The 20,870-nt window shown below is 64.8% G+C and carries 21 protein-coding genes; 20 read left to right on the top strand and 1 reads right to left on the bottom strand.

The genetic code is table 11. The features are described from left to right. Positions 1–266: hypothetical protein (locus KW830_RS00005; protein ID WP_218331477.1), on the bottom strand; the 266-nt coding region annotated here is incomplete at its 3' end. 3 nt (positions 267–269) lie between these two features. Between KW830_RS00005 and KW830_RS00010 the strand changes: the two genes are divergently transcribed. From KW830_RS00010 to KW830_RS00105, 20 genes are all read left to right on the top strand, one after another. Then, a complete protein-coding gene (locus tag KW830_RS00010) occupies positions 270–1,634 on the top strand; it encodes a pseudouridine synthase (protein WP_083520291.1) in 1,365 nt (454 codons plus the stop codon). Positions 1,635–1,735: 101 nt separating this feature from the next. Further along, positions 1,736–2,161, top strand: coding sequence for a nucleoside-diphosphate kinase (gene ndk, locus KW830_RS00015; RefSeq protein ID WP_066533958.1), 426 nt, complete (start codon positions 1,736–1,738; stop codon positions 2,159–2,161). Positions 2,162–2,251: 90 nt separating this feature from the next. Then, the gene (gene rlmN, locus KW830_RS00020) at positions 2,252–3,376 is read left to right on the top strand and encodes a 23S rRNA (adenine(2503)-C(2))-methyltransferase RlmN (RefSeq protein WP_066533956.1); all 1,125 of its coding nucleotides are present in this window, start codon (positions 2,252–2,254) and stop codon (positions 3,374–3,376) included. Between the two features lie 387 nt (positions 3,377–3,763). Then, positions 3,764–4,006 (top strand): hypothetical protein, encoded by a 243-nt coding sequence (locus KW830_RS00025; protein ID WP_218331478.1) that lies wholly within the window; start codon positions 3,764–3,766, stop codon positions 4,004–4,006. Between the two features lie 16 nt (positions 4,007–4,022). Next, positions 4,023–5,030 carry a helix-turn-helix domain-containing protein gene (locus KW830_RS00030; RefSeq protein ID WP_370626064.1) on the top strand — a complete coding sequence of 336 codons (1,008 nt, stop codon included), beginning with the start codon at positions 4,023–4,025 and terminating at the stop codon, positions 5,028–5,030. Between the two features lie 3 nt (positions 5,031–5,033). Next, entirely contained in the window at positions 5,034–6,317 is a 1,284-nt protein-coding gene (ispG, locus tag KW830_RS00035) for a flavodoxin-dependent (E)-4-hydroxy-3-methylbut-2-enyl-diphosphate synthase (protein ID WP_066533952.1), read from the top strand. A gap of 153 nt (positions 6,318–6,470) precedes the next feature. After that, the gene (gene hisS / locus KW830_RS00040; protein ID WP_218331480.1) at positions 6,471–7,766 is read left to right on the top strand and encodes a histidine--tRNA ligase; all 1,296 of its coding nucleotides are present in this window, start codon (positions 6,471–6,473) and stop codon (positions 7,764–7,766) included. A 20-nt stretch (positions 7,767–7,786) separates the two neighbouring features. Then, positions 7,787–8,467 carry a tetratricopeptide repeat protein gene (locus KW830_RS00045; RefSeq protein WP_218331481.1) on the top strand — a complete coding sequence of 227 codons (681 nt, stop codon included), beginning with the start codon at positions 7,787–7,789 and terminating at the stop codon, positions 8,465–8,467. 38 nt (positions 8,468–8,505) lie between these two features. Beyond that, a complete protein-coding gene (bamB, locus tag KW830_RS00050) occupies positions 8,506–9,630 on the top strand; it encodes an outer membrane protein assembly factor BamB (protein ID WP_066533945.1) in 1,125 nt (374 codons plus the stop codon). A 13-nt stretch (positions 9,631–9,643) separates the two neighbouring features. Next, positions 9,644–10,978 (top strand): ribosome biogenesis GTPase Der, encoded by a 1,335-nt coding sequence (der, locus tag KW830_RS00055; protein ID WP_066533937.1) that lies wholly within the window; start codon positions 9,644–9,646, stop codon positions 10,976–10,978. Positions 10,979–11,087: 109 nt separating this feature from the next. Further along, positions 11,088–11,336, top strand: a complete 249-nt coding sequence (gene hfq, locus KW830_RS00060; protein WP_066533936.1) for an RNA chaperone Hfq — start codon at positions 11,088–11,090, stop codon at positions 11,334–11,336. A gap of 72 nt (positions 11,337–11,408) precedes the next feature. Beyond that, entirely contained in the window at positions 11,409–12,578 is a 1,170-nt protein-coding gene (hflX, locus tag KW830_RS00065; RefSeq protein WP_218331482.1) for a GTPase HflX, read from the top strand. A 69-nt stretch (positions 12,579–12,647) separates the two neighbouring features. Next, entirely contained in the window at positions 12,648–14,018 is a 1,371-nt protein-coding gene (hflK, locus tag KW830_RS00070) for an FtsH protease activity modulator HflK (RefSeq protein ID WP_218331483.1), read from the top strand. Positions 14,019–14,030: 12 nt separating this feature from the next. After that, the gene (hflC, locus tag KW830_RS00075; RefSeq protein WP_066533928.1) at positions 14,031–14,924 is read left to right on the top strand and encodes a protease modulator HflC; all 894 of its coding nucleotides are present in this window, start codon (positions 14,031–14,033) and stop codon (positions 14,922–14,924) included. 29 nt (positions 14,925–14,953) lie between these two features. Next, complete coding sequence (locus KW830_RS00080; RefSeq protein WP_066533927.1) at positions 14,954–15,145, top strand: DUF2065 domain-containing protein; 192 nt, start codon at positions 14,954–14,956, stop codon at positions 15,143–15,145. Between the two features lie 93 nt (positions 15,146–15,238). Continuing rightward, positions 15,239–16,393, top strand: a complete 1,155-nt coding sequence (locus KW830_RS00085; RefSeq protein WP_066533926.1) for an ATP phosphoribosyltransferase regulatory subunit — start codon at positions 15,239–15,241, stop codon at positions 16,391–16,393. Positions 16,394–16,422: 29 nt separating this feature from the next. Then, positions 16,423–17,799, top strand: a complete 1,377-nt coding sequence (locus KW830_RS00090) for an adenylosuccinate synthase (RefSeq protein WP_066533925.1) — start codon at positions 16,423–16,425, stop codon at positions 17,797–17,799. Positions 17,800–17,849: 50 nt separating this feature from the next. Further along, a complete protein-coding gene (locus KW830_RS00095) occupies positions 17,850–18,374 on the top strand; it encodes a phosphoribosyltransferase (RefSeq protein ID WP_066533924.1) in 525 nt (174 codons plus the stop codon). A gap of 518 nt (positions 18,375–18,892) precedes the next feature. Next, complete coding sequence (locus tag KW830_RS00100) at positions 18,893–19,954, top strand: YncE family protein (RefSeq protein ID WP_255578129.1); 1,062 nt, start codon at positions 18,893–18,895, stop codon at positions 19,952–19,954. Positions 19,955–19,980: 26 nt separating this feature from the next. Then, a complete protein-coding gene (locus tag KW830_RS00105; RefSeq protein WP_255578005.1) occupies positions 19,981–20,829 on the top strand; it encodes a polysaccharide deacetylase family protein in 849 nt (282 codons plus the stop codon). Positions 20,830–20,870 lie beyond the last annotated feature (41 nt).

Here is a 20,870-nt window from a genome sequence, read left to right on the forward strand (position 1 = left end):
AGCAGCCAGAGCAGCCAGAGCAGCCAGAGCAGCCAGAGCAGCCAGAGCAGCCAGAGCAGCCAGAGCAGCCAGAGCAGCCAGAGCAGCCAGAGCAGCCAGAGCAGCCAGAGCAGCCAGAGCAGCCAGAACAGCCAGAACAGCCAGAACAGCCAGAACAGCCAGAACAGCCAGAACAGCCAGAGCAGCCAGAAGACGATGGTGGAAACCAGAGCTGGATCTGGAAGAACCGCTTTTAAGTGCGCAAAGCCCGGCCGGCTTCGCCACATGCAATGACACTAGACTGCGCCCGGGTGGCGCAGGGAATGGATCGTATGAACCCCAAAGACCGGGCGCCCCGTGGCGCCGCCAAACCTGCTGCCGGCGCCCGCAAACCGCGCGCGGCCACACCGCGTGCCCCCCAGGTGGTGGACGCCGCCGAGGTGAATGAAGCCGTGGATGCCGCTGAAACCCCGGAAACCGCCCTCGAAGCGCAAGGCTATGCCTTCGAAGACGTGGTGTCGGGCGCCCTGGACGCCGACGAAGCGCGCGAAGACCTGGCGCCAGCCAAGCGCGTGCTGCAACCGCAGGCCGAATCGCCCAAGCTGCACAAGGTGCTGGCCCAGGCCGGCATGGGTTCGCGCCTGGAGATGGAAAAGCTCATCCTGGAAGGCCGTATCTCGGTCAACAACGAGCCGGCCCACGTGGGCCAGCGCGTCCAGTTCGGCGACCAGATCAAGGTCAACGGCAAGCCGATCCACTTCCGCATCGAACCGCCGCCTGCCCGCGTGATCGCCTACCACAAACCCGTGGGCGAAGTGGTGACCCACGACGACCCGCAAAACCGCCCCACGGTGTTCCGCAAGCTGCCCAAGCTGCACACCGGCAAGTGGCAGTCCGTCGGCCGTCTGGACCTGAACACCGAAGGCCTGCTGCTGCTGACCAACTCCGGCGCCCTGGCCAACAACCTGATGCACCCGCGCTTCGGCCTGGAGCGTGAGTACGCAGTGCGCGTGCTGGGCGCCTTGAGCAAGGAAGAAAAGCAGCGCCTGCTCGACGGCGTGCAGCTCGAAGACGGCGAAGCCAGCTTCGGCTCCATCGAGGACGGCGGCGGCGAAGGCGCCAATTGCTGGTACCGCGTCACCATCTCGGAAGGCCGCAACCGCGAAGTGCGCCGCATGTTCGAGGCGGTGGGCCATGCTGTCAGCCGCCTGATCCGTATCCGCTACGGCGCCATGATGCTGCCCAAGGGGCTCAAGCGCGGTGCCTGGCTGGAGCTGGACGACAAGGACATCCAGGCCCTGATGCAGGCCGCCGGTGCCGCCATCCCCAAGGCCGCGCCGCGCGAAGGGGCCGGCCTGCGCCGTCCCAGCGCCGACCGTGGTGCAGGCCGCCGCAGCGGCCCGGGTGCCGCGCGTCCGCAGGCGCCACGCCGCTTCCAGGACGGCGGCGGGCCGGAACGCGACCGTCCGGCACGCTCCGGCGCGCTGTTCGGTGACGAAGGCGCCGCCCGCAGCAGTGCGGCCCGTGCCAAGCGCAGCGCGCAGCCGGATCCGCTGAAGACGTCCGCTGGCTATATCGGCCGCGACAGCCTGGAGCGTTACCGCGCCACGCAGAAGAAGGGCTCTGGCGGCGGCCGCCGTGGCGGTAGCCGCTGAGCGGATAGGTCCTGCTTGCCAGGGCTTTGTGCCACCCCGGTAGAATCAAGGGTTTTGCCGGTGTGGCAAAAAACGAACTAAAACCTGATTAGGAAAATCAAATGGCTATCGAACGCACCCTCTCCATCATCAAGCCCGACGCAGTTGCCAAGAACGTGATCGGCCAGATCTACTCGCGTTTCGAAGGCGCTGGCCTGAAGATCGCCGCTGCCAAGCTGGTGCACCTGTCGCGCGCTGATGCCGAGCAGTTCTACGCTGTGCACGCCGCACGTCCTTTCTTCAAGGACCTGGTGGACTTCATGATCTCCGGCCCCGTGATGATCCAAGTGCTGGAAGGCGAAAACGCCATCCTGAAGAACCGCGAACTGATGGGCGCCACCGACCCCAAGAAGGCTGAAGCCGGCACCATCCGCGCTGACTTCGCTGACAGCATCGACGCCAACGCCGTGCACGGCTCCGACGCTGCCGAAACCGCAGCCGTCGAAGTGTCCTTCTTCTTCCCTGGCATGAACGTCTACGCACGTTAATTCCATGACTCCCATGCTGGCCGAGGCTGCTGCTAAGGCGGCACCCCCTGCATGGGAGTGCCGCCCATGCCGTGGTCTGGGCATGCAGATATGACCACCAATCTTCTTGATTTCGACCTCCAGGGGCTGGTTGCTTATTGCGAGCAACTGGGGGAAAAGCGTTTCCGTGCCACGCAATTGTTCCGCTGGATCCACCAGCGTGGTGCGAAGGACTTCAGCCAGATGACGGATCTGGCCAAGTCGCTGCGTGAAAAGCTGCAGCATGAGGCGGAAATCCGCCCGCTGCCGGTGATCACCCAGCACGAATCCCAGGACGGCACCATCAAGTGGCTGTTCGATGTGGGTGACGGCAATGCCGTCGAATCCGTATTCATTCCCGAAGACGACCGCGGCACGCTGTGCGTGTCCTCGCAGGCCGGTTGTGCCGTGGGCTGCCGTTTCTGCTCCACGGGCCACCAGGGCTTCAGCCGCAATCTGAGCACGGGTGAAATCCTGGCCCAGCTGTGGTTTGCCGAGCATTTCCTGCGCGCCCACCTGAAGACCGATGAGCGCGTGATCACCAATGTGGTGATGATGGGCATGGGCGAGCCGCTGCAGAACTACAGCGCGCTGGTGCCCGCCCTGCGTACCATGCTGGACGACCATGGCTACGGCCTGTCGCGCCGCCGCGTCACCGTGTCCACCTCCGGCGTGGTGCCGATGATGGACCGCCTGTCTCAGGACTGCGCCGTGGCGCTGGCCGTGTCGCTGCATGCGCCCAATGACCCGCTGCGCGACAATCTGGTGCCGCTGAACAAGAAGTACCCGCTGGACGAGCTGCTGCAGGCCTGCCAGCGCTACCTGGAATTTGCCCCGCGCGACTTCATCACCTTCGAGTACTGCATGCTCGACGGGGTCAACGACCAGCCGGAGCATGCCAAGCAACTGGTGGAACTGATCCGCAGCTATGGCAACGGCCGGCCCTGGTGCAAGCTGAACCTGATCCCGTTCAATCCGTTCCCGGCCTCCGGCCTGTTACGCTCGAGCAATGAACGGGTGACGGCCTTTGCCAAGGCCCTGAGCGACGCCGGGATTGTGACCACGGTGCGCAAGACGCGCGGCGACGACATCGACGCGGCATGTGGACAATTGGCGGGGGATGTGAAAGACCGCACCCGCGCCGCAGAACGCATGGCCAAGCAGCGCACCATCATGCTCAAGCCGACGGCAGGTTAGAGCACACAGAGCGAGCGGCAAGACCACCATTCGACAAGGGACCTCCAGATGTGCTTTCATTCCGGGAATGCCAAGACAGGTTGCCAGCGCAGGGCGATAAGCCCCAGCGGCGCAGCAACTTGGGCATTTGCGGTGGCGCGATGCGCCGGCACCTCTTTGGCACGGGTCCCGCACATTGCAGCCTCCCGTGTCCGCACCGGCATGGCATGTGACTTGCAGGCAGTCCCGTCGCACCAGACCGGGTTGCAACGCGCCCTTTACCGCACTGTGCACGGCAGTGGGCAGGCCGGGGCTCCCGGGGGCCGCAGTGGTCAGCGCCGGTTCGCAGCCCCGGTGGCTGCGGGTTGGACCTATGAAAAAGCTTACGAGATAGATGCAGGCAATCGCGTGATCGCCTACCATCTGGCAGATTTGCTGTTCGAGCGGCAAAGGGGAGGGCGTGCGCGCTTTCCCTTTTGCCGTTTGAACAACGGCGGGTACGCCAATGCCAAGTCCCTGAGGGAGGGGAGCCGCGTGGAGCGGGCATTGGATGCGACCTCGGCCGCGCGACAGCGGGTTCGCCCGCTGCCGCGCCGGTCAGCGGATTCCACAGAATGGCAACGTTATGAGCAAGGGGCTTTCCATGGCTGAGCTCCAGGAAGCAGAAGTGACAGAACAACTCGAATCGCCACCCGCACAACAGACTGCAGGCAGTCTGCTGCGCCAGGCCCGTGAAGCGGCGGGCATGCATGTTTCCTCCTTGGCCGATGTGCTCAAGGTGCCCGTGGCCAAGCTGCAGGCGCTGGAAGCCGATGACTGGCAGGCCCTGCCGGATGCGGTGTTCACCCGCTCGGTGGCGCTGAGCATCTGCAAGGCCTTGCAGGTGGATGCGGCGCCGGTCATGGCCTTGCTGCCCAAGTCGGCCGCCACGCAGAAGTTCACTGCGCCCGGTCCGGGCATCAACGAGCCTTTCCGGGACAAGGCCGTGCGCTCCGTGCACGACACGCCCAACCCGGGCGGTGCCTGGAAGTGGCTGGCCTTGGCCCTGCTGGCGGGTGCCGGCGGCGGGGTGTGGTACTTTGCCCAGAAGCAGGATCTGCGCGATGCGGTGGTGGCTTCGGTGCAGGAGCGCTCCGAGCGTGCCATGGGCACGTCACAGTCGGCGCATACCGTGGATGTGGCGCCGCCGGAAGCCCCGGCGGCAGAACCCGTGGCCGCCCAGGAACCGGTGGCTCCGGCCGCCGCCGAAGCGGCCGCGCCTGCGGTGGCAGCCGTCCCGGCGCCCGCTGCGGTGGCAGCCGTCCCGGCGCCCGCTGCGGTGGCGGAAGCCCCGGCGGCGACCACCGCGTCTGCGGCACCGGCTGCCGTGGCCCCGGCGGTGGCAGCGCCTGCGGAGGCTGCTGCTGTGGCCCCTGCGGCGCCCGTGGCTGCAGCCACAGGCAATGCCACCTTGCGCATCCAGGCCCGTGCAGCGACCTGGATCCAGGTGCGTGGCGGTGGCAAGGTGCTGGAGCAGAAGACGCTGAATGCGGGCGAATTTTTTGAAACCCAGGCACCCAAGCCGCTGTCGGTGGTGATTGGCCGCGCAGATGCGGCCGAGGTGCAGGTGGGTGGGGCAGCGTTCGATCTGGGGGCGGTGGCCCGCGAGAACGTCGCCCGATTTGAGGTGAAGTAAGAAGTGCAAGACTCGCAAAATTTGCAGCAGACAGGTGGCAGTCCGATCGCGATTGCCAGCCCGCTGCCGCGCAAATCGCGCCAGGCCCGTGTGGTGTGGCGCAACAACGTGGTCACCGTCGGGGGCGATGCGCCCGTGCGCGTGCAGTCCATGACCAACACCGACACCGTGGAGGCCGTGGAAACGGCCATCCAGGTGCGCCAGCTGGCCCAGGCCGGCTCGGAGATGGTGCGCATCACCGTCAACACGCCGGAGGCGGCGGCGGCCGTGCCCTACATCCGCGAGCAGCTCGACCGCATGGGCGAGTATGTGCCGCTGGTGGGCGACTTCCACTACAACGGCCACCGTCTGCTGACCGACTACCCGGCCTGTGCCGAGGCGCTGTCCAAGTACCGCATCAACCCCGGCAACGTGGGCAAGGGCGACAAAAAGGACAAGCAGTTCGGCCAGATGATCGAGATCGCCGCCAAGTACGACAAGGCGGTGCGCATCGGCGTGAACTGGGGCTCGATGGACCAGGAAATCATGGCCGAGCTGATGGACCAGAACTCCCGGCGTGCCCGGCCCTGGGAAACGCGCCAGGTCATGTACGAGGCGCTGATCACCTCGGCCATCAGCTCCGCCGAGCTGGCCCGCAACATCGGCCTGAACCCCGACAACATCATCCTGTCCTGCAAGGTCAGCGGTGTGCAGGACCTGATCTCGGTCTACCGCGAACTGGCACGCCGCTGCGACTATGCGCTGCACCTGGGCCTGACCGAAGCCGGCATGGCCACCAAGGGCACGGTGGCATCCACGGCAGCGCTGTCGGTGCTGCTGCAGGAAGGCATTGGCGACACCATCCGCGTCTCGCTCACCCCCCAGCCGGGCGAAGCGCGCACGCAGGAGGTGGTGGTGGCGTCCGAGATCCTGCAGGCCCTGGGCCTGCGCGTGTTCGTGCCCAGCGTCACGGCCTGCCCGGGCTGCGGCCGCACCACCAGCACCACGTTCCAGGAACTGGCCAAACAGATCGACGACTTCCTGCGCGGCGAAATGCCCGTCTGGCGCGCCAAGTACCCCGGCGTGGAGGCGATGAAAGTCGCCGTGATGGGCTGCATCGTCAACGGTCCGGGCGAGAGCAAGCATGCCGACATCGGCATCAGCCTGCCGGGCAATGGCGAAGCGCCAGCAGCACCCGTGTTCATCGATGGCGAAAAGGCCTTGACACTGCGCGGCGAGCACATCGCCCAGGAGTTCCAGGCCCTGGTGCAATCCTATGTGGAGCGCCGCTACGGCCAGCCCGGCTGAGCGTGCTGGCACAATCGCCTGAGAAAACCATAGCTGCCTGTGCTTGTGCACCATGAATTTCAGGTTTGTTTCAGCCTGAAATTCATGTTGTCAGTGCAGAAGTTGCTCCTGAAATTGTGAGCACACATCCGAATTGTTGAAGAGATCGTTGAAGTGGCAAAGACCGAAAAACTGAGCGCCGTCAAAGGCATGAACGACATCCTTCCCGGCGAATCAGAACGCTGGGAATGGCTGGAAGCGCAGGTGCGCGATCTGATGGGGCGCTTTGCCTATCGCAATGTGCGCACCCCCATCGTCGAGCACACGCAGCTGTTTGTGCGCGGCATCGGTGAGGTCACGGACATTGTCGAAAAGGAGATGTATTCCTTTGAAGACAAGCTCAACGGCGAACGCCTGACCCTGCGCCCCGAAGGCACGGCCAGTCTGGTGCGCGCCACCATCGAAAACAATCTGCTGTACGACGGCGGCAAGCGCATGTGGTACATCGGCCCCATGTTCCGCCACGAACGCCCCCAGCGTGGCCGCTACCGCCAGTTCCACCAGATCGGTGCCGAGGCCCTGGGCTTCGCCGGCCCCGATGTGGATGCCGAACTGATCCTGCTGGCCGTGTCGCTGTGGAAGCGCCTGGGCCTGACGCAGTGGCGCCTGGAAATCAACAGCCTGGGCCAGCCCGAAGAACGCAAGGCCCACCGCGAGGCGCTGATTGCCTACCTGGAGCAGCACACCGAGGTCATGGACGAAGAGGCCAAGCGCCGCATGTACAGCAACCCGCTGCGCGTGCTGGACACCAAGAACCCGGCCATGCAGGAAATGGTCAACGCAGCGCCCAAGCTGCTGGACTACCTGGGTGAAGCTTCGCTGGCCCACTTCGACGGCCTGAAGGCCATTCTGGACGCCAATGGCGTGCCCTGGACGGTCAACCCCCGCCTGGTGCGCGGCCTGGACTACTACAACCTCAGCGTGTTCGAGTTCGTGACCGATCTGCTGGGTTCGCAAGGCACCATCTGCGCCGGTGGCCGCTACGACTACCTGATCGAGCAGGTGGGTGGCAAGCCGGCACCCGCCGTGGGCTGGGCGCTGGGTGTGGAGCGCGTCCTGGAACTGGTCAAGGAACTGGGCACCGACATCCCTGCACCGCAGCTGGATGTGTACGCCATCGTGCCCGACGCGGCCGCCATGCCCGTGGTGCTGCGCACCCTGCAGCAGCTGCGCGAAGCCGGTGTGCGTGCACAGATGCACACCGCCGGTGCCGAAGGCATGGGCTCGATGAAGTCGCAGTTCAAGAAGGCCGATGCCTCGGGCGCGCGCCATGCGCTGATCTTCGGCGGCGATGAACTGGCCCAGGGCCAGGTCACCGTCAAATCCCTGCGTGACGGCGAAGGCCGCCAGCAGCTGCAAGCCCTGGCCGAAGTGGCCCAATGGGCTGCCACCCTACAATCGAACGCTTAACCTGATTGCAGACACACGCTATGGCAACGCATCTCGACCTCGAAGAACAAGAACAGATCGACCAGCTCAAGCATTTCTGGAGCCGTTGGGGCACGCCCATCACCGGTGTGCTGGTCGTGGCTTTCGGCGGTTTCGCCGCCTGGAATGGCTGGCAGTACTGGCAGCAGCGCCAGTCCGTGCAGGCGGCGGCCCTGGCCGATGCCGTGCAGGTGGCCATCGAATCCAAGGACGACGGCCGCGTGGCCCAGAGCCTCAAGGACATCCAGGAAAAATACGCCAGCACCCAGCAAGCCGGACTGGCCGCACTGGCTGCCGCCAAGGCCCAGGCCGATGCCGGCAAGCTCGATGAGGCCAAGGCCACGCTGACCTGGGTCAGCGAGAAGGCCGGAGACGAAGGTCACAAGGCCGTCGCCCGCCTGCGCCTGGCGGCAGTGCTGATGCAGCAAAAAGACCTGGATGGCTCCGGCAAGGTGCTGGCCGGCAGCTTCCCGGCGGAATTCGCCGGCGTGCAGGCCGACCGCCAGGGCGATCTGCTGCAGCTGCAGGGCAAGGCCGAAGAGGCCGTGCAGGCTTACGAACGTGCCTACAAGGCGCTGGATCCACAGAACGAATACCGCCGCCTGGTGGAATTCAAGCTCAACGCACTGGGCGTACAACCCCAAACCATGGCTGCCGCTGGCGGCACGGAGACTGCAAAGTGAAGATTCGGGCACATCGCGCAGAGGGCGCAGCAACATGGATGACCGTCGGCCGCTGGGCAGCCAGCGCCGCACTTGTGACCGCCTTGGGCGGATGTGCCTGGTTCGGGACCAGCAAGCCCAAACCGCAGGATCTGGGTCCGAACGTGGTCAAGCTGGACATCCGCCAGGCCTGGACGGCCCGTGTGGGCGCCATCAAGGACGTGAGCCTGAGCACCCATGTGCTGGGCGATGCCGTCTATGTGTCGGCTGCTGACGGCACGGTGGTGGCGCTCAATGCCCGCAACGGCCAGGATCTGTGGCGCACCACGGTGGGCAAGCCCTTGTCCAGCGGCGTGGGCAGCGATGGCGTGACCACGGCCGTGGTGACCAAGTCCAATGAACTGATCGGTATCATCGACGGCAAGCAGGCGTGGAGCAAGCGCCTGGAAGCCGGTGCCTACACCGCGCCGCTGGTGGCCGGTGCTCGCGTGTTCCTGGTGACGGCAGACCGCACCATTGCGGCCTATGACGCCCGCACCGGCCAGGCCCTGTGGTCGCAGCCGCGCACCGGCGAGCCGCTGGTGCTGCGCCAGCCCGGCGTGCTGCAGGCGGTGGGCAACACCCTGGTGACGGGCATGGCCGGTCGCCTGGTGGCGCTGCAGCCCGACAACGGCGCCGTGCTGTGGGAGGCCCCGCTGGCCAGCCCGCGCGGCACCAACGACGTGGAGCGCCTGGTGGATCTGGTCGGTCCCACGTTCACGCAAGGCAATGTGGTGTGCGCACGCGCCTTCCAGGCCAGCGTGGGTTGCGTGGACGCTGCCCGTGGCCAGGTGCTGTGGACACAAACTGCCAGAGGCTCTGTGGGTGTTGGCGGCGATGCAGAATTGCTGGCAGGCACCGAAAGCAATGGTGTGGTGCAGGCGTGGGACCGGGCCGACGGCAAGAAGCTGTGGTCGGTGGAACGCTTCCAGCACCGCCGCCTGACGGCGCCGTTGCTGCTGGGCCGCTCCGTCATCATGGGTGACGATGCGGGCCTGGTGCACGTGCTCTCCAAGCAGGATGGTTCGCACCTGAACCGCCTGCAGACAGATGGATCCGGCATGGCAGCTGCACCCGTGGTTGCCGCCGATACGCTGGTGGTCGTGACACGCAATGGTGGCGTGTACGGTTTCCGGCCGGAATGAGATTTTCTTCGGAATGAAGCCAGTAATTGCCCTCGTAGGGCGGCCCAATGTGGGCAAATCGACCTTGTTTAACCGCATGACCAAGTCGCGGGATGCGATCGTGGCCGACTTCGCCGGCCTGACGCGTGACCGCCACTACGGCCAGGGCAAGCAGGGAAAGCACGAATACATCGTGATCGACACCGGTGGTTTCGAGCCCGATGCATCCAAGGGCATCTTCAAGGAGATGGCCAAGCAGACCCGCCAGGCCGTGGCAGAAGCCGATGTGGTGCTGTTCATCGTGGACGCCCGCGCCGGCCTGTCGGCCCAGGACCATGAAATCGGCAATTACCTGCGCCGCCTGGGCAAGCCCGCGTTGCTGGTGGCCAACAAGGCCGAAGGCATGCGCGAAGGTGCACAGCTGACCGAATTCTATGAATTGGGTCTGGGCGATGTGGTGGCCGTGTCGGCCGCCCACGGCCAGGGTGTGCGCAGCCTGGTGGAACAGGCGCTGGGCCAGCTGAACCTGCCCGAGCCCGAAGAGGAAACGCTGGACGATGTGGAGAAAGCCCCCATCCGTCTGGCCGTGGCCGGCCGCCCCAATGTGGGCAAGTCCACGCTGATCAATGCCTGGCTGGGTGAAGAGCGCCTGGTGGCGTTCGACATGCCGGGCACCACGCGCGACGCCATCTCGGTGCCGTTCGAGCGCAATGGCCAGAAGTTCGAGCTGATCGATACCGCGGGCCTGCGCCGCAAGGGCAAGGTGTTCGAGGCCATCGAGAAGTTCTCGGTGGTCAAGACGCTGCAGGCCATCGAAGGCGCCAACGTGGTGCTGCTGCTGATCGACGCCACACAGGGCGTGACCGACCAGGACGCCCACATCGCCGGCTATGTGCTGGAAAGCGGCCGTGCCGTGGTGGTGGCGGTCAACAAATGGGATGCGGTGGATGACTACCAGCGCCAGATGCTGGAGCGTTCGATCGAAACGCGTCTGTCGTTCCTGAAGTTTGCGCCGCTGCACTTCATCTCGGCACAGAAGCGCCAGGGCCTGGGCCCGCTGTGGGCGTCGCTGGTGCAGGCACACAAGTCGGCCACCTGCAAGATGCCGACGCCGGTGCTCACGCGCCTGCTGCTCGAAGCGATCCAGTACCAGACCCCCAAGAAGGTGGGTTCCTACCGTCCCAAGATGCGCTACGCACACCAGGGCGGCATGAATCCGCCGCTGATCGTGATCCACGGCAATTCGCTGGAGCATGTGACGGAAGCGTACAAGCGCTTTCTGGAAGGGCGGTTCCGCAAGGAGTTCAATCTGGTTGGAACCCCCTTGCGCATCGAGATGAAGACCTCCCACAATCCTTACTCGGATTGAGGCCGGAATCGTCAGTTCACAGCCCGGTCCCAGCCATGCGCAAGGCTGGAATACCAGGGCTGTGTTAAGGTGTACGTTTACAACAACATTTCCGAACACGGAGAATATCGTGAGCAACAAAGGCCAACTTCTGCAAGATCCTTTCCTGAACGCACTGCGCCGTGAACACGTGCCGGTGTCGATTTACCTGGTCAACGGCATCAAGCTGCAAGGTCAGATCGAATCGTTCGACCAGTACGTGGTGCTGCTGCGCAACACGGTCACCCAGATGGTTTACAAGCACGCCATCTCCACCATCGTCCCCGGCCGCGCCGTGAATTTCTCGACGGCCGATACCAGCGAAGCCCCTGCCGCTTGATTAGGTTTTTCATGTTTCCCTCCCTGTGCCAGCCACAGGGTGGGGGTGTGATGTCGGTGCTGCGGAGTGTCCATGACTGATACTTCGCGCTCTGCCACGGCATCCGCCCCAGTGGTGCTGGTGGGTGTGGACTTCGGTCTGCCCCATTTCGACCAAGAGCTGGAAGAGTTGGGTTTGCTGGCACAGACTGCCGGCCTGAACCCTGTTGTGCGCATCACCTGCAAGCGCAAAGTGCCCGACGCGGCACTGTTTGTCGGCAGCGGCAAGGCGGACGAGATCCGCATGCTGGCCCAGATGCACGGCGCCAAAGAGGTGCTGTTCGACCAGGCGCTCAGTCCTGCGCAGCAGCGCAACCTCGAGCGTGCGCTGGAAATGCCGGTCAACGACCGCACGCTGCTGATCCTCGAAATCTTTGCCCAACGCGCCCGCAGCCACGAAGGCAAGCTGCAGGTCGAGCTGGCGCGTCTGCAGTACGTCGCCACCCGTCTGGTGCGACGCTGGACCCACTTGGAACGCCAGGCCGGCGGTATCGGCGGCCGCGGCGGCCCCGGTGAAAAGCAGATCGAGCTGGACCGCCGCATGATTGCCGACGCCATCAAGCGCACCAAGGAACGTCTGCAGAAGGTCAAGAAGCAGCGTGCCACGCAGCGGCGTCAGCGGGAGCGCCGGGATGTATTCAACATCTCGCTGGTGGGCTACACCAATGCCGGCAAATCCACGTTGTTCAATGCTCTGGTCAAGGCCCGCGCCTATGCGGCCGATCAGCTGTTTGCCACGCTGGACACCACCACACGCCAGCTGTATCTGACGGAAGCGGGGGCTTCGGTCTCGCTGTCTGATACCGTGGGCTTTATCCGCGACCTGCCGCACGGTCTGGTGGACGCCTTCCAGGCCACGCTGCAGGAAGCCGTGGACGCCGATCTGCTGCTGCACGTGGTCGACGCATCCAATGCAACCTTTCCGGAGCAAATGGATCAAGTGCACAAGGTGTTGGCGGAAATCGGTGCCCAGGACATTCCCCAGGTGCTGGTGTTCAACAAGCTGGATGCCCTGGAACCCGGGCAGCGTCCGGCGGTGTTGCAGGACAGTTACGAGGTGGACGGGGTGGCCGTGCCGCGGGTGTTTGTCAGTGCCCGATCGGGCGAGGGCTTGCCTGCGTTGCGCCAGTTGCTGGCAGACATTCTGCTGGCACGCCAGGAAGGGGCTGCAGATATGACCCCAGATGACGACGCCAATTTGTAAACGGCTGGCTGACAGGATTGGGCACAATGTTGCGCAACTGTGTCTTTTTCAAAAATTGAGACTTTTCGCATGAATTTCTTGAATCGCGCCCCACGTTGGGCGGTGTTGCCGGAACGACTGCGGGGCATGTTCAATCTGAACGATCCCCGCTGGGGGCGTGGAGGGGATGACCGTCCCGAAGACGCCAACAGCCCGCGTCCGGAGCAGGACCGTCCCACACCGCCTCCACAACCGCCACGGGGTCGCGACGGTTCCAATGGCTCGCAGCCACCGGATCTGGACGAGATCTGGAAAGACTTCAACCGCAAGCTCTCGGGCCTGTTCGGTGGCAAACCGCCATCGGGTGGCAACACCGGCGGCCGCAGCGGCGGCACCCCGCCGGACATGCGCAATGCCGGCATGGGCGTGGGCCTGATCGCCGGCGTGGCCGTGCTGATCTGGCTGGGAACGGGTTTCTTCATCGTCCAGGAAGGCCAGCAGGCCGTCATCACCCAGTTCGGCAAATACCACTCCACCGTGGGTGCCGGCTTCAACTGGCGTCTGCCGTACCCGGTGCAGAACCACGAGCTGGTGTATGTGTCGCAGATCCGCTCGGCCGATGTGGGGCGTGACAACATCATCAAGAGCACGGGCCTGCGCGAGTCGGCCATGCTGACCGAAGACGAGAACATCGTCGAAATCAAGTTCGCCGTGCAATACCGCCTGAGCGACGCGCGTGCCTGGCTGTTCGAGAGCAAGAACCCGGCAGAAGCCGTGGTGCAGGCCGCCGAAACCGCGGTGCGCGAAGTGGTGGGCAAGATGCGCATGGACTCCGCGCTGGCGGAAGAGCGCGACCAGATCGCCCCGCGGGTGCGCGAGCTGATGCAGACCATCCTGGACCGCTACAAGGTGGGCGTGGAAGTGGTGGGCATCAATCTGCAGCAGGGCGGCGTGCGCCCGCCCGAGCAGGTGCAGGCCTCGTTCGACGACGTGCTCAAGGCCGGTCAGGAGCGCGAGCGCGCCAAGAACGAAGCACAGGCCTATGCCAACGACGTGATTCCGCGTGCCGGTGGTACCGCCTCGCGCCTGAAGGAAGAAGCGGAAGCCTACAAGGCCCGCCTGACCGCCCAGGCACAAGGTGATGCACAGCGCTTCAGCTCGCTGCTGGCGGAGTACAAGAAAGAGCCGCAGGTCACGCGTGACCGCCTCTACACCGAGACCATGCAGCAGGTCTACAGCAACGTGACCAAGGTCATGGTGGATTCCCGCCAGGGCTCCAACCTGCTGTACCTGCCGCTGGACAAGATCATGCAGAGCGTTTCGCAGCAGTCGAATGCCGCGGCCGGCACCGAAGCTGCTTCCGGCACCGCCGCCGCAGCGCCGGCCGCCGTGCCCCAGGTCCATACCATCGATCCCCGTGCCCGCGATGCCAATCGCTCGCGCGAGCGAGATTCCCGCTAAGAGGAGTAATACGTGAACCGCGTTGGATTTTTTGTTTCCTCTTTGCTCGTCGTCGTGGCGTTGCTCAGTTCCATGCTCTTTGTCGTGGATCAGCGCCAGTTCGGCGTGGTCTACGCCCTGGGTCAGATCAAGGAAGTGATCACCGAGCCTGGTCTCAACTGGAAGATGCCGCCTCCGTTCCAGAACGTGCGCTACATCGACAAGCGTCTGCTGACGCTCGACAGCACGGACACCGAGCCCGTGCTGACGGCCGAAAAGCAGCGCGTGGTGATCGACTGGTATGTGCGCTGGCGCATCTCCAACCCCTCGGAGTACATCCGCAACGTGGGTCTGGATGAATCCGCTGGTGCCATGCAGCTCAACCGTGTGGTGCGCAATGCCTTCCAGGAAGAAATCAACCGCCGCACCGTGCGCGAGTTGCTGTCTTCCAAGCGCGAAGCGCTGATGGCCGATGTGAAGCGTGAAGTGGCGGAGTCCGTCAGCGGTGCCAAGCCCTGGGGCGTGGACATCGTGGACGTGCGCATCACCCGCGTGGATTACGCCGAAACCATCACCGAATCGGTCTACCGCCGCATGGAGGCCGAGCGCAAGCGCGTGGCCAACGAGCTGCGCTCCACCGGTGGGGCCGAAGGCGAAAAGATCCGTGCCGAGGCCGACCGCCAGCGCGACATCACCATCGCCAATGCCTACCGCGACGCCCAGATCATCAAGGGCCAGGGCGATGCCGAAGCCGCGCGCGTCTACGGCGAGGCCTTTGGCCGCGATCCGCAGTTCGCACAGTTCTATCGCAGCCTGGAAGCCTACAAGGCCAGCTTCAACAAGAAGAGCGATGTGGTGGTGGTCGATCCATCGTCCACCGACTTCTTCAAGGCCATGCGCAGCAGCGGCGGCAGCTCCGCACGCTGACTTTCCGCCAGCCACCGCCACGCCATCCCATGGAGTTCTGGAACCACCTGGGCATGGCGCTGGCGCTGGTGCTGGTCATCGAGGGCTTAGGCCCTTTTCTTTTTCCTGGCGCCTGGCGTCGGGCGTTCTCCCAGATGCTGGCCCTGCGTGAAGGCCAGCTGCGTTTCATCGGTCTGCTGGGTATCGCAGTTGGCCTGCTGCTGCTGCTGTTGTTGCAATAACGTGCGTACGGGCTGGGCCTTGCGGCGGCCGGTTTTGGGTGCGCGCAGTGATAGCCGGTAGAATCACGTTTTTAACAGCCTCTCCCTTTTTCCATGTCTGCTTGGGTCCTGCCGGATCACATCGCCGATGTTTTGCCTTCCGAGGCACGGCACATCGAGGAATTGCGTCGAGGACTGCTCGATACCGCCCGCAGCTACGGGTACGAGCTGGTCATGCCACCGTTGCTGGAGTACCTGGAGTCTCTGCTGACGGGTTCTGGCGAAGCGCTCCATCTCCAAACCTTCACACTGGTGGACCAGCTGTCCGGTCGCACGCTGGGCTTGCGTGCCGACATGACGCAGCAGGTCGCGCGCATCGATGCCCACCTGCTCAACCGCGACGGCGTCGCGCGCCTGTGCTATTGCGGCCCGGTGCTGCACACCACGCCGGACCGTCCCCGCGCCACCCGCGAGCCGCTGCAGTTCGGCGCTGAAATCTACGGCCATGCCGGCCCGGAAGCCGATCTGGAAGCGCTGCAGCTGGCCCTGGCCTGCCTGAAGGGCGCCCAGGTCAGCAACTACAGCGTGGACCTGGCCGATGTGCGCATCGTGCGCAGCCTGCTGGCGGGCGTGATGGTCGACACCAGCGTGCTGCAGCGCGTGCACTCGGCGCTGGCCGCCAAGGACGCCACCGGCCTGGCTGAGCTGACCCGGAATTTCCCCCAGGCTTCGCGTGAGGGCCTGCAAGCCCTGCTGCAGCTGTACGGTGACGTGCAGGTGCTGGACGAGGCCGAAAAGGCACTGGCCCGCGTGCCCGGTGCCCAGCATGTGATCGCCCACCTGAAGTGGTTTGCCGCCCAGCTGCCTTCCGATGTGAAGGTGACCGTGGACCTGGCCGACCTGCGCGGCTACGCCTACTACAGCGGCACCCGCTATGCGGTGTATGCCCCGGGCGCCAGCGATGCGCTGGTGCGTGGTGGCCGCTACGACGAAGTGGGTGCCGTGTACGGCCGCAACCGGCCTGCCGCCGGCTTCTCGCTGGACATCAAGCAGCTGGTGGCGGTGGTGCCTGCACGACCGCTCAAGGCGGCGGTGCGTGCGCCCTGGGGGGCCAGCGATGCCAGTTTGGCGCAGGCGATTGCCGCACTGCGCGCCCAAGGGGAAACCGTGGTCTGCGTGCTGCCTGGGCACGAGAGCGAGGTTGATGAATTCCACTGCGATCGGGAGCTTGTGCTGCGTGCCGGGCAATGGGTCGTACAAGCCTTCTGAGGCATTTTTCCATTTCAACGGATTTAGACATGAAAGCAAGCAAAGGTCGCAACGTCGTCGTAGTCGGCACCCAGTGGGGTGACGAAGGCAAGGGCAAGCTGGTCGATTGGCTGACCGAAAGTGCCCAAGGCGTGGTCCGCTTCCAAGGCGGTCACAACGCCGGTCACACCCTGGTGATCAACGGCAAGAAGACAGCGCTGCACCTGATTCCCAGCGGCATCATGCGCCCCGGCGTGAAGTGCTACATCGGCAACGGTGTGGTGCTGTCGGTCGGCAAGCTGTTTGAAGAAATCGAAGGCCTGGAAAAGGCCGGCGTGCAAGTGCGTGAGCGCCTGCGCGTGTCGGAAGCCTGCCCGCTGATCCTGCCTTTCCACCAGGCACTGGACGTGGCCCGTGAAGCGGCCCGCGAACAAGGCGGTGCGCAGAAGATCGGCACCACGGGCAAGGGCATCGGCCCCTCGTACGAAGACAAGATCGCCCGCCGTGCCCTGCGTGTGCAGGACCTCAAGCACCCCGAGCGTTTCGCCACCAAGCTGCGCGAACTGCTGAACCTGCACAACCACATCCTGGTGAACGTGCTGGGTTCCAAGAACTTCGACTTCGGTGCCTCCCTGGCTCCCTATATGAAGGACGGCGAAGTCCAGTTTGACGCGGTCTACAGCGAAGCCATGCGCCACGCCGAACTGCTCAAGCCCATGATCGCCGACGTGTCGCGCGAACTGAATGCCGTGCACGCCGAAGGCGGCAACCTGCTGTTCGAAGGCGCCCAGGGCACGCTGCTGGACGTGGACCACGGCACCTACCCCTATGTGACCTCGTCCAACTGCGTGGCCGGCAATGCATCCGCCGGCGCCGGCGTCGGCCCGGGCATGCTGCACTACATCCTGGGCATCACCAAGGCTTACTGCACCCGCGTTGGTGGCGGTCCTTTCCCCACCGAACTGGAATGGCGCAAGGAAGGAACTCCCGGCTACGTGATGTCCACCGTGGGCGCCGAGATGGGTGTGACCACCGGTCGCTACCGCCGCTGCGGCTGGTTCGATGCCGCGCTGCTCAAGCGCTCGGCCCAGATCAACGGCCTGTCCGGTCTGTGCATCACCAAGCTGGACGTGCTGGACGGCATCGAAGAGCTGCAACTGTGCGTGGGCTACGAGCTGGACGGTGAAACGATCGACCTGCTGCCCCTGGGTGCGGACGACATCGAGCGCTGCAAGCCCATCTACGAATCCATCCCCGGCTGGACCGACTCCACCGTGGGCGTGACCGAATACGACAAGCTGCCGGTGAATGCCCGCCGCTATCTGGACCGTATTGCCGAAGTGACGGGCGTGCCCATCGCCATGGTGTCGACCAGCCCCGACCGCGATCACACCATCCTGATGCACAACCCCTACAGCGCTGCCTGAGCGTTGTGCACCAGCCAACCACCCCACATGCGAGAGACCGGAGCCAACCTATGTTGACTGAAGACGGAAAGCACCTGTACGTCAGCTATGACGAATACCACGGCCTGATCGAAAAGCTGGCCATCAAGATCCACCAGTCGGACTGGCAGTTCGACACCATCCTGTGCCTGGCACGCGGTGGTCTGCGTCCCGGTGACATCCTGAGCCGCATTTTCGACAAACCCCTGGCCATCATGTCCACCAGCTCCTACCGCGCCGAAGCCGGCACGGTGCGTGGCCACCTGGACATCGGCCGCTTCATCGCCACTCCCAAGGGTGAGATCGCCGGCCGCGTGCTGCTGGTCGACGACCTGGCCGACTCCGGCGTGACGCTGAATGCCGTGGTCAAGATGCTCAAGGAAAACTACCAGCCCATCACCGAGCTGCGTACCGCCGTGATCTGGACCAAGGGCGTGTCCACCTTCCAGGCCGATTACTCGGTGGAAGACCTGCCGACCAACCCCTGGATCCACCAGCCTTTCGAAGGCTACGACAACCTGTCGCCCGAAAAGCTGCTGGAAAAGTGGAAGGTCTGAGCCCCGGCTCGGCACCGGTCTGAAGGCTGGTGCCTTCCACCTCCGCACAAGGCCCCGCAAGGGGCCTTTTTGCATGGTGCCTGCGGGGCCTTGGGGTCTGGTCAGGCCCATAGCGTGGCTATCGGTATGCAGCCTCCGATTGCAGGCTGCGTATATCAAAAAGTGAGCGCCTTAGACAGGTGTAATGGTGATCTAAGCCAATAATTTATTTGAAGTCGCCATATGCTGGGTGTTGAGTGCTCATAAAAATATAGCTAGCTGCGCTGGTGGCTGTAAGTCCCGGGAGCGATTGGAGGGAGTGGTTGCTGCGGCTGCAGCGCAGGTGCCGCGTCGGATATGGCCCCGGGCCGGTGTCGCAAAAATGCGTGATGTCCCCCATCGGCACTACACTGCCATTGCAAGCCCCTGCGGCAGGCATACACTGCGGGCTCATTTTTGAAAGTGGTGTCCCTGTGGCGGTTTCCCGTTCCAAGCGCCAGAGCCTGATGTGGCTGCTGGGTTCGCTCTCTACACCGGCCATGGCTGGAGTCTTCTCCAACCTGTTCGGCGCGTCTGAACCCGCCAAGGTGTCCGCGGGTTCGGCGGCATCCGGCGCGGCGGCACACCCCGCCCCCGTGGCAACTGCTGCTGCAACTGCAACTGCACCGGCTGCCGGCGGCAAGCCGCCCCCGGTGTTCGTGCTCAATTCGCTGGATGCCACCATCAGCGTGGTCGACCCCGCCACCTGGACCGAGACCGCGCGCCTGCCCACCGGCAAGGAGCCGCACCACCTGTACCTGACGCCGGACGAGAAGTCCATCATCGTGGCCAATGCCACGGGCGACACGCTGACCTTTGTCGATCCGCGCACGGCCGTCATCCAGCGCACGGTGCGCGACATCGTCGACCCCTACCACCTGCGCTTCTCGCCGGACATGAAGTGGTTCATCACCGCTGCCAACCGCCTGAACCACGTGGACATCTACCGCTGGGACGGCAGCAACCCGCAGCTGGTGCAGCGCATTCCCACGGGCAAGACGCCCAGCCACCTGTGGATCGACGCCAAGAGCACCACGATCTACTCCACCATGCAGGACAGCGACGAGCTGGTTGCCATCGACCTGCACACGCAGAAGCTGCTGTGGCGCGTGCCCACGGGCTCCATGCCGGCCGACCTGTACGGCAGCCCGGACGGCAAGTTCATCTTCATCGGCCTGACCGGCAGTGACGGCGTGGAGGTGTTCAGCATCAACCCCGCCGCCACGGCCACGCCGGCCAAGCGCGTGGGGCAAATCCCCACGGCCAAGGGCGCACACGCCTTCCGTGCGCTGGGCGACGGCCGCCACCTGCTGGTGAGCAACCGCGTGGCCAACACCATCAGCAAGATCGACATGACCACCCACACCGTGGTGGACAACTACCCCGCACCGGGCGGTCCGGACTGCATGGACGTGACGACCGATCTGCGCTACATCTACCTGTCCTCCCGCTGGGCGCGCAAGCTCAGCGTGATCGACATGGTGGAGAAGAAGGTGGTCCGCCAGGTCAATGTGGGCAAGTCGCCCCACGGCGTGTGGACCCTGGCCCACTCGCCGCGCTGAACACTGCCAGACCGCGAGGAGGGTGCATGGCCGCCTATCTGCCTGCCACACGCATGGCCGCCGGGGTGTTGGTTGCGTTGTGTCTGCCTGTCCACGCCAGTGGCAGCAGCACACCCGCCCCGCAAGACTGTGACAAACCGGTCTATCTGACCTTCGACACCGGCCACATGGGCGTGGCCGATCTGGTGGCCGATGTGCTGCGCCGCCACCAGGTTCGCGTCACCTTTTTTGCCGCCAACGAGACCACGCAGCAGGGCGACGGCAGCCTGGGCACGCACTGGGCGCCGTGGTGGAAGGCGCGCGCCCAGGAAGGGCACCGCTTTGCCAGCCACACCTGGGACCACACCTACTGGCGTGGCGACCTGGGCACGGCGGCGGACCGCTCCTTCCGTGTGCGGCCTTCGCAGGGCGCGCACAAGGACCAGACCGTCACGCTCAGCGCCGCGCAGTACTGCGCCGAGATCCGCAAGTCCAGCGAATGGCTGCGCCAGACTACCGGCCAGGCACCGCTGCCGCTGTGGCGTGCACCCGGTGGCAAGACCTCGCCCCAGCTGCTGCAGGCGGCTGAGGCCTGCGGCTTCAAGCACGTGGGCTGGTCGCCGGCCGGTTTTCTAGGGGACGAGCTGTCCAGCGAGAAGTTCAGCAACGCTGCCTTGCTGCAACAGGCGCTGGCGCGCATCCGCCCGGGCGATGTGCTGCTGGCCCACCTGGGCATCTGGTCGCGCAAGGATCCGTGGGCACCGGCGGTGCTGGAGCCGCTGATCACCGGCCTGCAGGCCAAGGGCTTTTGCTTTCGCACGCTGGACCAGCACCCCGACTACCGTGCCTGGGTGCAGGGTCACACCGCTGCGGCGGCGACTGCGCGCCAGCCGTAGGACTACAGTGCGGACAGCAGGATCCGCCGCAATGAGGGAAG

It is taken from the genome of Comamonas sp. CMM03, assembly GCF_019218715.1.
In the GTDB taxonomy this organism is placed as follows: Bacteria; Pseudomonadota; Gammaproteobacteria; order Burkholderiales; family Burkholderiaceae_C; genus Comamonas; species Comamonas terrigena.